The sequence below is a fragment of the Ruegeria sp. HKCCD6428 genome (genome assembly GCF_013110595.1).
Taxonomy (GTDB): Bacteria; Pseudomonadota; Alphaproteobacteria; order Rhodobacterales; family Rhodobacteraceae; genus Ruegeria.
Genome location: NZ_WVQX01000001.1, coordinates 426,564 through 441,474 on the forward strand (window position 1 = coordinate 426,564; position 14,911 = coordinate 441,474).

14 protein-coding genes are annotated in these 14,911 nt (G+C 55.9%); 4 read left to right on the forward strand and 10 right to left on the reverse strand.

Annotated elements, in window-relative coordinates:
* A complete protein-coding gene (locus GS620_RS02040) occupies positions 1-1,212 on the forward strand; it encodes an ABC transporter permease (RefSeq protein ID WP_171328621.1) in 1,212 nt (403 codons plus the stop codon).
* 163 nt (positions 1,213-1,375) lie between these two features.
* Positions 1,376-2,596, forward strand: coding sequence for an aminopeptidase P family protein (locus GS620_RS02045; RefSeq protein ID WP_171613835.1), 1,221 nt, complete (start codon positions 1,376-1,378; stop codon positions 2,594-2,596).
* Positions 2,597-2,629: 33 nt separating this feature from the next.
* Here GS620_RS02045 and speB read toward each other — a convergent pair whose 3' ends face one another.
* Complete coding sequence (speB, locus tag GS620_RS02050) at positions 2,630-3,604, reverse strand: agmatinase (RefSeq protein ID WP_171613838.1); 975 nt, start codon at positions 3,602-3,604, stop codon at positions 2,630-2,632.
* Between the two features lie 398 nt (positions 3,605-4,002).
* Here speB and GS620_RS02055 point away from each other — a divergent pair, with 398 nt between their 5' ends.
* Together GS620_RS02055 and GS620_RS02060 are read left to right on the forward strand one after the other, a co-directional pair.
* Positions 4,003-4,371: a group 1 truncated hemoglobin gene (locus GS620_RS02055; protein WP_171613840.1), complete on the forward strand. Its 369-nt coding sequence runs from the start codon at positions 4,003-4,005 to the stop codon at positions 4,369-4,371.
* Positions 4,368-5,426 carry an adenylate/guanylate cyclase domain-containing protein gene (locus GS620_RS02060; protein WP_152457803.1) on the forward strand — a complete coding sequence of 353 codons (1,059 nt, stop codon included), beginning with the start codon at positions 4,368-4,370 and terminating at the stop codon, positions 5,424-5,426. The genes GS620_RS02055 and GS620_RS02060 overlap by 4 nt, the downstream gene beginning before the upstream one ends.
* Positions 5,427-5,431: 5 nt before the next feature.
* On the opposite strand, the gene GS620_RS02065 is transcribed toward GS620_RS02060, so the two are convergent.
* The 9 genes from GS620_RS02065 to guaA all read right to left on the reverse strand — a co-directional run bounded on the left by GS620_RS02065 (position 5,432) and on the right by guaA (position 14,851).
* Complete coding sequence (locus GS620_RS02065; protein WP_152457804.1) at positions 5,432-6,046, reverse strand: TetR/AcrR family transcriptional regulator; 615 nt, start codon at positions 6,044-6,046, stop codon at positions 5,432-5,434.
* A gap of 113 nt (positions 6,047-6,159) precedes the next feature.
* Positions 6,160-7,029 (reverse strand): polyphosphate kinase 2, encoded by an 870-nt coding sequence (gene ppk2, locus GS620_RS02070; RefSeq protein ID WP_171613842.1) that lies wholly within the window; start codon positions 7,027-7,029, stop codon positions 6,160-6,162.
* Between the two features lie 49 nt (positions 7,030-7,078).
* Complete coding sequence (locus GS620_RS02075) at positions 7,079-8,032, reverse strand: alpha/beta fold hydrolase (RefSeq protein ID WP_171168397.1); 954 nt, start codon at positions 8,030-8,032, stop codon at positions 7,079-7,081.
* A complete protein-coding gene (gene metA / locus GS620_RS02080) occupies positions 8,022-8,939 on the reverse strand; it encodes a homoserine O-succinyltransferase (protein ID WP_171613844.1) in 918 nt (305 codons plus the stop codon). Before metA ends, GS620_RS02075 begins: the two co-directional genes overlap by 11 nt.
* 36 nt (positions 8,940-8,975) lie before the next feature.
* Positions 8,976-9,848, reverse strand: coding sequence for an ATPase (locus GS620_RS02085; RefSeq protein ID WP_171613846.1), 873 nt, complete (start codon positions 9,846-9,848; stop codon positions 8,976-8,978).
* A 48-nt stretch (positions 9,849-9,896) separates the two neighbouring features.
* A complete protein-coding gene (locus GS620_RS02090; protein WP_171613848.1) occupies positions 9,897-10,793 on the reverse strand; it encodes a DMT family transporter in 897 nt (298 codons plus the stop codon).
* A gap of 101 nt (positions 10,794-10,894) precedes the next feature.
* Positions 10,895-12,055, reverse strand: coding sequence for an OmpP1/FadL family transporter (locus GS620_RS02095; protein ID WP_152457810.1), 1,161 nt, complete (start codon positions 12,053-12,055; stop codon positions 10,895-10,897).
* A gap of 126 nt (positions 12,056-12,181) precedes the next feature.
* On the reverse strand, positions 12,182-13,087 hold the full coding sequence (locus GS620_RS02100) for a DMT family transporter (protein WP_367396922.1): 906 nt from the start codon (positions 13,085-13,087) through the stop codon (positions 12,182-12,184).
* Positions 13,088-13,291: 204 nt separating this feature from the next.
* A complete protein-coding gene (guaA, locus tag GS620_RS02105; RefSeq protein ID WP_171613850.1) occupies positions 13,292-14,851 on the reverse strand; it encodes a glutamine-hydrolyzing GMP synthase in 1,560 nt (519 codons plus the stop codon).
* Between the last annotated feature and the right edge of the window lie 60 nt (positions 14,852-14,911).

Genomic DNA, 14,911 nt, shown 5'->3' on the forward strand with positions numbered 1-14,911 from the left:
ATGGCAGCACTGACACCGATATCCCGCAAACCCATGTCCATGGTTTTGCCCAGTGTCGCACTAGCCGGGGCATTTGCCGGCATTTTCGTCGGGGCCGGAAATGGTTCGGTCCTTCTGGGCATACTGGGTGGAGCCGTCCTGATCGCGGGGCTGGCCTGGGTCTACATAAATATCGTGAAGAACGAAAACCTCGCACGCTTGATCAATATCTTCGGATTCGGTGTCGTGGGTTTTTTAGTGGCCGGGTTGATGGGCGGTGTATTGGGGCTGCTCGGCGGCTGGTTTTTCGCCTGGTTTATCTATTGGTTGTACGAGGGGCGGTATAGGCGCAAACTGCTGCCGTATCTCACGGCGCAACAGGTTTTCTATCACTACCTGTTTCGCGTGATCTGTGGTGCGATCTTCGTCTTTCTGATCACGCCGATTCTGGTGGTGTTGCCGTTGTCTTTCAACGCGCAGGACTTCTTTACCTTCACGCCCGAGATGCTGCGGCTTGATCCGGAAGGCTATTCGCTGAAGCATTACCGAGATTTCTTCACCAACAACGAATGGCAGCGCAGCTTCAAGAACTCGCTGATCATCGCGCCGATTGCGACGGTTATTTCGGTAACGTTGGGAACGCTGGCCGCCATTGGGCTCAGCCAGTCTCACGTTCCAGGACGCCGTGCGATCATGGGAATTCTGATTTCGCCGATGATTGTTCCGCTGATCATCTCGGCGACGGGTATGTTCTTTTTCTACAGTGATATCGGACGTTTCCTCGAAGGTACACTTGGCATGAACAAGAACTTCGTAGGCTATCTGAAAGTTATCCTGGCCCACGCAGTGCTGGGTATTCCCTTTGTGATCATCACCGTGACGGCGACCCTGGTGGGCTTTGATCGATCTCTGACACGGGCGGCGGCCAATATGGGCGCAGGGCCCGTTAGGACCTTCTTCAAGATACAAATGCCGTTGATATTACCGGGCGTAATCTCGGGCGGCCTGTTTGCCTTCATCACATCGTTCGACGAAGTGGTCGTGGTCTTGTTTGTGGGCTCCGCCTCGCAAAAGACATTGCCGTGGCAGATGTTCACCGGCCTGCGGGAACAGATCAGTCCAACCATTCTGGCGGTCGCGACAATCCTTGTGGTCCTATCCATTGCCCTGTTGACGACGGTTGAACTGTTGCGGCGTCGGTCGGAGCGTCTGCGGGGCCTTTCACCCGCTTGACGCAGCAAACCGTCTGATCTAACGATTCACCTGTTCATCTCCGCTGCGATGGCGTCGCGGCGACTACGGAGGTGATCGGCTCTCGGACCCCGAGACCGCCTGTCCTGAACGCCGGGACATGTGGCCGGGAAAATGCATGCCCGGCATAGATGAGAGACCAAGGATGACTGACATTTCTAACCGCCCTCAGTTCTTCACCTGCCATAATGGCGACAAGGCCCCGTTGCCGTTCAGAAAAGCCGAATATGACCGCCGTCTTGGCAAGCTGCGCGCGATCATGGCCCAGCGGGATATACCGGTAGTGCTGCTGACATCGATGCAGAACATCGCCTATTATTCAGGCTTTCTGTACTGTGCGTTCGGGCGCCCCTATGGCTGCGTTGTGACCCAGGACAAATGCACCACCGTTTCTGCCAATATTGATGCCGGGCAACCCTGGCGCCGGTCGGTTGAAGACAATGTGATCTATACGGACTGGAAACGCGACAACTACTGGCGGGCAGTTGCAAGTCTGATCGGGAATGCAAAGCGGATCGGCATCGAAGGCGACCACATGACGCTTGCAGCGCGCGACACGGCGCTGAACACGCTGGACAAGCCAGAGTTGGTTGACATCGCGGCCGACACCATGGCCGCGCGGATGATCAAATCCGCTGAAGAGATCGAATTGATCAAGGGTGGAGCGCGCACGGCCGATGTGGGTGCTGCTGCGATCCATGCCGCAATCCGCGAAGGCGCAACCGAAATCGAAATCGCGATGGCTGGTCGAGACGCGATGGAAGTGGAAATCGCGCGGGCCTATCCGGATGCCGAATACCGCGACACATGGGTTTGGTTTCAGTCGGGTTTGAACACCGACGGCGCGCATAACCCGGTCACCAAACGCGCGTTGCAAAAAGGTGATATCCTGTCGCTGAACACCTTTCCGATGATCTCGGGCTATTACACCGCCCTGGAACGGACCCTGTTTCTGGGCGAGCCGGATGCCGACAGCCTGCGCCTGTGGAAGGCCAATGTGGCCGCGCATGAACTTGGATTGAGCCTGATCAAACCCGGTGCCACATGTTCCGGTATCACCGCCGAGATCAACCGGTTCTTTGCCGACGAAGGCCTGCTTCAATATCGTTCCTTCGGCTATGGGCACTCGTTTGGTGTTCTGAGCCACTACTATGGTCGCGAAGCCGGTCTGGAACTCCGCGAAGACATCGACACAGTGCTGGAACCCGGCATGGTGGTCTCGATCGAGCCGATGCTGTGGATCCCCGAAGGCCAGCCCGGTGCAGGCGGTTACAGGGAACACGATATTTTGGTGGTGGGCGAAGACGGAGCCGAAAACATCACAGGCTTCCCCTACGGGCCGGGACACAACATTATCGACGCCTGAGGTTTTGGGTGGAGCTTCCGCTCCACCCGCTTTTCACGCGCGTCGGGCACGTTCGTGAAAAATGAAACCCAGAAAATTCAACAGAAGCTGCGCCGCCAGAATCTGAGTGCTTTCAGTGGGGTCGTAGGCGGGGGCCACCTCGACCAGATCGATGCCCACCACGTCACCCCTTTTCGCCAGCCCCTGAAGGATTTCCAGAACGTCGTAGTACAAGAACCCTCCGTGGCTTGGAGTGCCGGTTCCTGGCGCGATTGAGGGGCAGAACGCATCGATATCGATCGTTACATAGTACCGTTTGCCTTCGGGAATGCGGTCAAGAACGGCCTCTGTTCCCAACCTGCGAACCTGCCGCACGGACAGGATGTCCGATCCGCGCGCACGCGCGTCGTCATACCCTTCCTTGGCGGTGGACGATACGTTTCGAATGCCCAGCTGGGTCATCCCTGAAACATAGTCTTTCTCGATCGCGCGGCGCATGGGATTTCCGTGTCCGTTGGTGACGCCGTGACGTTCATCTACAAAGTCCAAATGCGCATCGATTTGAACAACATGGATCGGGCCGTTTTCGGCGCAGTCGCTTTCAAACGCGGAAATGCAGGGGATGTTGACCGAGTGATCACCGCCAATCACCAGCGGAAGTGCCCCGGCTTCGAGAATTTTCTGCACGCCAAAGGCTATGTTCTTGTGGCTGGTCTCGGTCTTGGTGTGGACGATATCCGCATCGCCCAGGTCGACGATCCGAACCGAGCTGTCCAGATAGGTCGCGTCATCCTCATGATCATAGGCGCCGGCATGGCCAAAACTGAAAAGTGTCGATGCCTCTCGCACGGCCCGAGGACCAAAACGCGCGCCGGGGCGCCACTGAGTTCCAAAGTCGAACGGCGCGCCGAGCACGCAAACGTCGGCGTCAATTTTGTCCCAGTTCTCGACATATGGAGATTTTGCGAAGGTCGATATTCCGACAAAAGGAAGATTCAGTCGCCCGGACGCATATCCATGTTCCTGCACTTTTGGTCCTTTCGATGGTTAAGCCATTTTTTGCATGTGAACATGACGACACGCCGTATTGAAACCAAATTCTCTTTGAACGGCTACTTCTGGGGGGACCAGAGGAAAATTTCCTCCAGAAGGGCGGGCTGCTTGCGTTCAAAGCTGATCCGGCCCAGCCCATCAGAGCGCTTTAGGATCAGTCAATAGATAATCCTGCTTGGTGTAACTTTCCTTCGTTTCCCATTCTCAAAGAACGTATGAAGGGTCCTCTTCGGCCTCAGCGATGCTCTGGCAGGTTTTCCTGTGCGGAAAGACGGTTTTGGATCCTTCCGGGCCAGAAAATCATAAGCGTTAACAAAAATATCGATTTGATATAAAGTTGTGGGGTTATTGATTGGTAACGCGCGGGTATTCGTGTGGCACAGACACTTTATGAAAAATATGGCGGTTTTAAAACGATCAGCCGGGTCGTGATGACCTTCTATGAAATGGCTTTGGATTCGGATGAGATCGGCCATCATTTCGAAGACATTGATATGCCGCGCCTGATCGACCATCAAACCAAGTTCGTCTCGTCTTTGATTGGCGGACCCGCATCCTTCAGTGATGACAGGATCGAAGCAGTTCATCGGCATCTAAACATTTCGCACAACGAGTTCGACGTCATGGCCGAGCTGTTTGGCGGCGCGCTGAGTCAGCATGGCATGTCCGATGGAGACATCAAAACTGCGCTGACCGCAATCGAAGGCAAACGTTCGATCATAGTCACTCGGAACGCGGCATGAGCATTCTGGCGATAAACGAGCAATTGCTGCGTGCGATCGGAGTCGGCGTCGCCGTGGTGCGCGCATCCGACCTGCAATTCGTTTTTCACAACGGGCCTTTCACGGAATGGTTCGGCACTCCTGAACAGGGGAGTACCCTAAGCGACGTTCTGTCGGATCTCGACCCTAAGGAACTTGAGGATGTAAAGCAGTCAGGCCTTCGGTACTCGGTCGAATTGCAGATAAAGCCGAAACGCAGGACCTTGATCTTTGCTGTCACGGTCTCATTGGCCAATGGCTTGTCCGAGCAGGTGCTGATTGTGGAATGTCAGAACATCACCCGCATTCGAGAATTGGAAAGCATGATCGACAGCTATTCCACCATGGTCGAGCGCAACACCCGAGAGCTTGAGCGCGAAAAGGAAAGAGTGGAACGGCTGTTGCTGAACCTGATGCCCCGAGCCGTGTACGAAGAGTTCAAGACGTTCGGCGTTGTCACACCGCAGCTGTATCAGCAGGTTTCGGTAGTTATGCTGGATTTTGTCGGGTTCACGGATTTTGCGGCCAAGACCGACCCGACGGTCACCTTGAGTGAACTGAACGACATCTTCACGGCCTTTGACCGGATCGTGGAACAATTCGGGTGTGAGCGGATCAAAACGATCGGAGATGCTTATCTGGCCGTGTCAGGTATGCCAGATCCAACACCGGATCATGCGACCGCCGTGGCGCATTGTGCGGTAAGGTTCCTGCGCTATCTCGAACGCCGCAACGAAAGCCATCCGCATAAGTGGCAGGCGCGGATCGGATTGGGGATGGGTGCGGCGGTCGGATCGGTCGTGGGCATTCAGAAATATGTCTATGACGTGTTTGGCCCTGCCGTAAACATCGCGTCCCGGTTGCAGGTCTTTGCCAACCCCATGAACATCGTGGCCCCGGAAGAGATGAAATATGCCCTAATTGACGAGTTTCAGGTCTCGGAACTTGGGTGCGTTGATATCAAGGGCATGGGTGAGATGGATCTGATCAATGTGACATCGGGCTTGAGTATGCCTCAGGGAAGTCGCTCGTTCTGACCGCGTCACTCGTCCTGGGGGATCAGGCCCAAACCGCGCAGGTAGATGCCGATACCGCTTTCCAGCAAATCTTCGGGAGGAAAAGGCGAAGTTGCGCCGGTATTTCGGGCATACAGCTCGACGACTCCGTGGCTCATCGCCCAGATATGGGCGCTGAACATCGATGCGGGCGGGCGCTTGTCAGGCGGAATATGCTGGGACAGGTCCGCGGCCGCTTTTTCAAGAACAGCCTTCGCCCGGTTGGCTGCCAAGGACAGTTCGGGTGTCCGGTTCAGGGAAATCCCGCTTTCGAACATGGCGATGTAATGCCCGGGATTTTTGCGCGCAAAGGCCAGATATGCACGCCCCGTTGCTTCAAAAGCGGCAAGGGCTGAAGGCTGTCCCTCGTCATAGGCGTATTGCATCAGGTCTGCGAACATCTCAAACCCCTGCCGTGCGGCTTCGGCAATCAGGTCCTCGCGCCCTTGAAAATGACGATAGACGGCGGCAGGCGTGACACCGGCGGTTTTGGCCGCCTCGGACAGCGTGAAACCGGTCGGGCCCTTGTCTTCGATCAGGGACAAGGCAGCCTCGATCAGGGCTTGCTTCAGGTTTCCGTGGTGATAACCGCGTTTCGTCATCCCGGCCTCAGTTGCATTGATTGCGTGTTGAAAGACAAGGACATAGACCACCGACGCATTGTCGTCCAATACATGATCGAGAAGCCATCGACGGGGCAGGGCAGAGAGACAATTTATGCCTCCCACATATCCGGGCCACCGCAGATACGGGCATCAATCTCGCCGATACTCTTCTTGTCCTTCTCATCATAGTCCAAGGCATGCAGAACCGTTCGGATGGCCGCAAGGCGCGCGCGTTTTTTGTCGTCAGAACGCACAATTGTCCACGGGCAGGCATCAGAATGCGACCGGGTCAGGGTTTCCGAGATCGACTGCGTGTATTCATCCCATTTGTTCAGCCCTGCGACGTCGATCGCGCTGAGCTTCCAATGCTTCAAAGGGTCGTTTTCGCGCGCCAGAAAACGGCTCAGTTGTTCTGCGCGCCCGACATTGAGCCAGAACTTGAACAAATGGATGCCGTCATTCACCAGGCCCGTTTCAAGCGGCAGGACTTGACGGAAGAACCTCTCACGCTGTTCCTGAGTGCAGAAGCCAAAGACATTCTCGACGACACCTCGATTGTACCAGCTGCGATCAAAGAACACGATCTCTCCTGCGGCGGGAAGATGCGGGATGTAGCGCTGAAAATACCATTGGCTGCGTTCGGCGTCTGATGGTTTGGCCAGCGCAACGTTGCGCGCGCCGCGCGGGTTCAGGTTTTCGCGAAACCGTTTGATGGTGCCACCTTTGCCGGCGGCATCGCGGCCTTCGAAAATGATGGCAACCCGCTGGTCGGTTTCCTTGACCCAGGATTGCATTTTGACCAATTCAATCTGAAGCAGGTCCATCTGCTCATCATAATCCTTGGTCTTCATTTTTTCGGAATACGGGTAGGTCGGGTTCAGAATTTCGCCCTTTTTCGCGTTTTGAATCTCTTCCCGTACAGATTTGGGCGCGTCTTTCTGAAAATACTTCTCGATAGAACCTTTTCCTGACCGGGCCATATGTCACCTCGCGATAAAATCCATATCTGACTATGGATTAGAGCGTGGGTTAACGCAAACCCGCGCGCTGCGCCGCGCGATCTATCGCGGCGGCAACCTCGGGCGCTGCGACCACCTGTGGCATATGGCCGACACCCGGTAGCTCGATCAACTCGGCCCCGGGGATCTGTTCGATCAGGCGTTCAGAATGCCATTCAAGACCAACGGTGTCGTCGGCCGTTCCGTGGATGATTTCCGTCGGAACGGAGATTTCGCTATATCTGGGTTGCAGTCGGGTAATTTCGTCCAGCAGGTTGGCGCGCTGCTTGGCGTTTGCATGCATCGAGCCACGCCGGATCGTCAGCCCGGGCCCGAAATGTTCCGCATAACCTTCGGGCGCCGTTTGCGGTGCAAAAACTTTGTCCAACGCCTGTGTGACGTACCATTCGGGCACGAACGAGCTGATCAAGGGCAAGGCCAGCAGATTGCCCGCCGTGGTTGACGCAAGCCGGTTGAACCCATCCAAGGGCGTTTCCCATGGGATAGCGGCCGGGGCGATCAGAACCAGAGCCGAGATATTCTCGGGTCGGGTCACGGCCCAGGCCAGCGAGACCGATCCGCCATAGCTCTGCCCGGCCACGATGGGTTTTTCCGCACCAAGCTGAGCCGCCGCCCGTTGCAGGATATCCGCCTGTTCAATGATGGTTTCGCCATCCGGATTGAAGCTTTCGGAATAGCCCAGGCCCGGTCGGTCAAAAACGATCACGCGGTATGACTTGGCCAGAATGGGGGCCAGCGCAAAGGTCATGTCGCGCGTGTTCCCGCTGGAACCATGGATCAGAACGACATCAGGGCCGTCCCCCATGACCACGGCGTGCACGGCGATGCCGCCCACATCCAGAAACCGACCCTCGGGGGGGAAAGCCGCCTCGGCCAGCGCTTCGTTCCGGGCGCTGCGCCAGGTTGTCAGTATGACAAGGCCCAGAACGGCCAAGCCAAGGGATATCAGGGCTTTAGTGGCCAATTTTCGTTATGTCGAAAGGCGTGGTCTGATAGATTTCGTTGATCCAGTTGCCGTACAGCAGATGTGCATGACTGCGCCACCGGTTCTGCGGCGTTTTGGATGGATCATCATCAGGGTAATAGTTTATCGGCACGTTGATAGGCGTGCCGTTGCTGACGTCCCGATCATATTCCTGTTTCAGCGTATCACTGTCGTATTCGAAGTGATTGAATATATACAGCGCGCGATGGTCGGGATCTTCGACCAGACAGGGGCCGACATCGTCGCTGCCCAACAGGGTCCTCAGCCCGGGTGCGCGATCGATTTCATCCTGTTTCATTTCCGTCCATCGACTGACCGGAACTACGCAGTCATCCGAGAAACCGCGCAGGAACGGAGACGCCGGATCCAGGTTGCGATGCCGGAAACACCCAAAGGCTTTTGCGTCCAGCATGTGTTTTTTGACACCGTGAAAATGGTTGATCATCGCCATCCCGCCCCAGCACACACCAAAGGTGGAATGTACGTTGGTTTGGGTCCAGTCGAAGATCTCGCTGATTTCGTCCCAATAGGTGACATCATGAAATTCCAGATGTTCGATCGGGGCGCCGGTGATGATCAGGCCGTCGAATTTCTGATCCTTGATCTCCTGAAACGGGCGATAGAACTCGGACATATGCTCGGCGGCGGTGTTCTTGGTCCGGTGTTCGGTCATGCGGATCAAAGACAGATCGATCTGCAACGGGGTTGCCCCGATCAGGCGCGCGAACTGGTTTTCGGTCTGGATTTTCTTGGGCATCAGGTTCAGCAATCCGATGCGCAGTGGGCGGATGTCCTGACGCATTGCCTGATCTTCGTCCATGACCATGACGCCCTCTTTGGTCAGGACGTCAAAAGCAGGCAGTTCCGATGGGATTTTGATGGGCATGTGTTAGGCTTCTAAGAGATCAGTGAAAACTGATAGTTAGGCGTTATTGCGCGTGGTCTCAAGTGTGTGCTCAATCAACTCATCGAAATCGGCGGCATCGCGGATTTTTCCGATGTCGTTGGCGGCAATCGTCACGCCCCAGTTGTTCGCCATGGCCTCGTAACGCGGCTGGCGGTGCGCCAAGGCCTGTGCATAGGTCCAACGGACGAAATCATCGGGATCCACATCCGCTTCCGAACAGCCTTGCAGGTCCAGATAATCTGTCCACGCCTTGGTCAGGAATTCGGCCTGATAGGACATCGGCTTTGGGGCTTTGTCAAAACGGCGTACAAGCTCTGCCGTGTGTTCCTCATCCCCCTTCAGCCAGATCATCAGGGTGTGTTGCGAAAGCTCGGACAGTACCCGATCGTTCGGATCTTCGGGGTCTACCCATTCGCAGATCGATCCACCGGTGTCGCAGATGAAATGGGGGTATTTGTACAAACGCTCGGCCCGGTCGATGAAATACTCGGTATCCAGCAGGGCGTGTATTTCGGCCAGCCGAAACTGTTCCTGCCTGCGGCGGTATTCCGGCATTTCCAATCCGCCAAGGGCAGGGTTGCCCGGCTTGCCCAGATAGGCTGCGACCGGAGTCAGGTTCGCGAACGAGATATTCGAGCCGATGTAAATGGAATCCGACAGGAGCAGGTCACGCAAGAACGGGACTTTCATCGCCTCGGCTTTCGCGTTGTCGGTGATGTATTCGCCCATGTACCGGGTGCCGATGCGATAGTCGATCGAGTAGTGAAACCAGTTCCCCGAGTCCCGAAGTATGTTCGAGACATATGTCTTGCCCAGACCGGACATGCCAAAGAACAGCACCTTCTTGCGGCTTGCCGTGCGCCAGTCTTCGGCTGAGTTGTAGATCATCTTGTGCTGTCCCTTTTTTGCCTTTGCTAAATCGGGCAGCGCACGGCGTCAATCACGGCGGCCAGCTCGGTTCAATACCAAAAGACCCATGGCAAGGATGACAAAGCCAAAATAGGCATTCGACGGCAGCGCTTCGTTCCGCAGAATTGCGCCAAGCACGATGGCAACAGGAGGGATTACAAGCGTCACCAGCATCAGGTTGCCGCTGCCCGCCATTGCCAGGACTCGATAGTACAAAAGATATGCCCCCGCTGTTGCCACAATGGCGTAATAGCCAATCGCAACCCAGGTAATCGCGGGTAGGGCAAGTGTTGGCACCCCGTCCGTCATGAGCGCCAGCGGCAGGATCAGCACAGTCGAACCGGTCAGCATTCCTGCTGCCGCGACTACGGGATGAAGGTCAGACAGATGATGCCGCGCCCAAGCCGCCGCAAAAGCATACGACAGCGTTCCGGCCAACACGGCAAGCTGCGCTGTGTTTTGCAGGCTGAAAGACGTGAAGGTCTTTAGTCCGATCGTGATCGAGACACCGAGAAAACCCAAAACGACTCCGATAACCCGGGCTTGTGTCAAACGCTCATCTTTGAAAAACAGCGCCGCAACCAGAACGCCAAAGATGGCTGTGGTCGCGTTCAGAATGGCCGTAAGACCAGAATCGATGTAAAGCTGACCCCATGCCATCAAGCTGAACGGGATGACATTGTTCAGCAATCCCATGATCAGAAATGCACCCCAGATGCGCACAGAGCGGGGCAGCGAAAGCCCCTTGCCCCAAGCCACCAGCCACAGCACCAGCATCGCCCAGAACGTGCGGTGCAGAACCGATGTCATAACGGGAATGGAGTCCAGAGCGATCCGGATGGCTACAAAGGATGCGCCCCAGATGACGGCCAGAAGAAGAAGCTCGACCCAGGCGCGCCGAGAAAGGTGTTTTTGCGTGTTCATGGCCGCACAATTTCATTCATTCGACAGATATACGACCCGAAACCTGCGCATAAAAAAGGCCCCGCTGAAACAGCGGAGCCTAAGATGAAAACGCCTTGGATTTAGTTCAGAGCGTAAGTGATCTGAAACCCAACACTCCAGGCGCTGTTGCCGCTGAAGGTGGCTGTTTGCCCAAAGGCGCCATCTGCCGTTGCATCACCGATGTCAGTGTAGCGTACGCCACCGGAAATTTTGGCATTCTCCAACGAATATGTTCCGCCCAGACCAATGCTCCAGAACCCGTCAGTCGGGCCGAGGTTGGATACAGGAGTACCCTGAGAAGACTCATAGCCTAGTGTTACAGCACCGCTGAACTCTTCCGAGAATTGATACCCCAAGCCCAACGAATAGGTGAAGGTCGCATCGTCGTAGTCAACAAGGTTGCTGGTCGGCGGGTAGTTTGGCGGGTTGTACACCAGCTGTGGCCAGTCGACCCAACGAACAGAACCAAACAACAGCGTTTTAGGCGCGACGCCCGTCTGAAAGTCTAGGTTGATCGACTGGGGCGTCTCAATTTCGCTGTTTGTGTTGAAGGTGGCCACGGTCCCGGGTGGAATCGGAGGGAACGGTGGTGGGTTCAGAGATTCTGTTTGCGATAGATCGTGGCTGATCTTGGAGTTGTATGTCAGTGACACACGTGCTGCGATTTCCGGTTTCTCCCATGCAACCCCGATAACGTAGCCGAATGCAGTGTCGGCATCGGTGTCTACCTGGTACCCTGCTGCAAGCGGGACGGTGACAGAAGCCTTCACACGCTGTGCTCGAATACCGCCGATTGCGCTGAACCCGCCATCGAATTTGTAACGCAGCAATGCCGTAATGGCGTCCGTGTCTGCTGTAGCCCTCAAAACATCGGTACGACCACCCGGAATAGGGTTGATCGAAAGAGGGTAGGTGTTTGCGTATTCAATGTCGGCCCCAAAGGGCTGGTCATACATGATCGCGAAATCGAGCTTTTCGGTCAGTGACGTTTTATAACCCAGATGCGGTGTGAAAAAGTCGTTCGCAACTTCTCCGGAATCGACCGGCTGCCCGATGTTTGGTCCAGCCAAAGCAGGCATGGTGCCCGTTACGCTGGGGTTGGTGTATCCCAACCGAAACTGGACTGCTGACCCTTCTTCGAAGATCAGGTTGATGCCCTGACCGCTTCGATCAAGGCCGCCTGCGTATCCTGCCGTCGCTCCAACGCACAAAGCGCAGGTCGCGAGTAGTGTTTTTTTCATTCTGTCCTCCCTAACAATCTCAGGCGGGTTTCAATGGCGTTTGGCTGAGTGTTACGAACGCCTATCCCGTGTATGATGAGCGATACTCTCTTTTTGGTTACTTTAAGGTCAACTGGTGACGGTGCGTTACGTATTGCGACTACTGTTTTCAACTGTTGCTAAACTGTTACGGCTTTCAGACCAGATATTCAGGAATATTCCTGAAAAGATGATCGCCGCACCGATCAGAACCCAATGGTCAATGGGTTCGTGGTATAGGATCATTCCGACCACAGCGATGGTGGGAAGCCTCGCAAAATCAAATGGGATCACAACTGTCGCCGGGGCGATCGCCAGCGCGTTGGTAATGCAGAAATGTGCCAGCAGTCCCGCCAGACCGACCAGAACCAAAAACGGAGCGGTTTGCGCCGTGGGCAAGGCAATCTGCCCGTCAAAACCGGCTGCGATGGCCCCAAGCACCGCCTGCATGGAAGTAAGCCAGAAAACGATGCACCCGATGCTGGCAAAACGAGTGAGGTTTTTTGTTGTAATCGTTGTAAATGCGAAGAAAATCGCAGACGCGGCTGCGGTAGCAAGGCCAGGGCTTAAAGGCGCACTGCCTGGGCGCGTGACAATCAGAACGCCAGCAAAACCGATAAGTGCTGCCGTTATTTTGAGGGGCGTCAGACGTTCATTCAGCAGCAGCGGCGACAGCAGGATCACCCAAAGCGGCTGTGTGAATTCCAGCGCGAATACCTGCGCCAGAGGTGCAACAGCGACCGCATAGAACCAAAGATTCTGCCCTGTGAAATGCAGGGTGTTTCGCAGGGCGTGCAACCCCAGGCGTTGCGTGGAAACCTGAATCCAACCGCCTGTGGCCGTGAGTACGAGGGCGACAACAAGAAACCCGACGAGGCTTCGATACATCATGATCTCGAAGGTGTCGTGCACGAGGCTCAATTCGCGACCGGCAACCGCCATCGAGGAGAAGGACGCGATGGCTCCGGTCATCCACAAGGCGGCTTTGAATGTGTTTTTTTGTGTCTGATTCACGTACCGCACCCCGGCCTGGCCGCGCGGTCACGGCCTCGGTATCGGGGCTTTCGCTACGCGATCAATAAGATTGAATTCGTTGAATCATTGAAACGCTTATGAAGCGTCAGGTTCAAGGCCGTGCCCGGCTTTTTCAGGCACGACTAGGGCAGATTTCCCGGGATCGGGTCGTTTTGGCGTCGACCGAGGTTGCGTTTTACCGGATCATTCCCACTCGATGGTTCCGGGGGGTTTCGAGGTGACGTCATATGTGCACCGGTTGATGCCTTTGACCTCGTTGATGATCCGGGTTGCCGTTTCGCCAAGGAACTCATGGCTGAACGGATAGTAATCCGCCGTCATCCCATCGACCGAGGTGACGGCCCGCAACGCACAGGCATAGTCATAGGTGCGCCCGTCGCCCATCACGCCGACGGTGCGGACGGGAAGGATGGCGACGAAAGCCTGCCAGATGTCATCATAAAGCCCGTGTTTGCGGATCTGATCGATGTAGATCGCGTCGGCCTCGCGCAGAATCTCCAGCTTTTCGCGGGTGATCTCGCCTGGGCAGCGAATGGCCAGACCCGGTCCGGGGAAGGGGTGGCGCCCGATGAAGCTCTGCGGCAGACCAAGCTCGCGACCCAAGGCGCGGACCTCATCCTTGAACAATTCACGCAGCGGTTCGACCAGTTTCAAGCCCATCTTTTCCGGCAGGCCACCCACGTTGTGGTGGGACTTGATCGTTACGGAAGGCCCGCCCGAGAACGACACCGATTCGATCACATCGGGATAGAGAGTGCCCTGAGCCAGGAATTCGGCGCCGTCGATGGTATCGGCGTGTTTCTGGAACACATCGATGAACAGTTTTCCGATGATTTTGCGTTTGGTCTCGGGGTCGCTCTGACCTTCCAGTTCGCCAAGGAACAACTCGGATTCGTCGGCGTGGATCAGCTGAATGTTGTAGTTGTCCCGGAACATGCCAACGACTTCTTCGGCCTCATTCTTGCGCAGCAGCCCATGATCGACAAAGACGCAAGTCAGCTGATCCCCGATTGCTTCGTGAATAAGGATCGCGGCAACCGAGCTGTCAACGCCACCGGACAATCCGCAAATGACCTTTTTGTCTCCAACTTGTTCGCGGATCTTGCGGATCATCTCTTCGCGATAGGCACCCATGGTCCAGTCGCCCTTGAACCCGGCCAGCTTAACGAAGTTTTCATACAGTTTCGCGCCCTTTGGCGTATGGTGTACCTCGGGGTGAAACTGCACGGCGTAGAAGTGCCGCGATGGATCGGCCGTGATCGCATAAGGTGCGTTGGGCGAGGTTCCGAATACCTCGAACCCCGGTGCGATTTCACTGACATGGTCGCCATGGCTCATCCAGACTTGTTCATCACCGTCCTCGAACCAGCCTTCCAGGATATCCAGTTTGTCTTTCGGTGTAACAAAGGCCCGACCGAACTCGGCTGTGCCATGGCCGCTTTCGACCTTGCCGCCAAGCTGATGCATCATCACCTGCTGACCATAGCAGATGCCCAGAATCGGAACGCCATAATCAAAAATCTCTTGCGGGGCGCGGGGCGAGCCCTCGCGCGTCACGCTGTCCGGGCCGCCCGAGAAAATCACGGCGCGTGGCGCCATTTCCCGCACGAAACCCATCGTGACATTCTGGTAAGGGTGAATTTCACAATAGACATTCAGCTCGCGCAGGCGGCGGGCGATAAGCTGCGTAACCTGGCTGCCGAAGTCGATGATCAGAAGGCGGTCGTGGGATGTCTGGGTCATAACCGGCTCATAAGTTGCAAGCCTTGCATGTGCAAGCGGTATGGCGTCATTTGGTGCAAA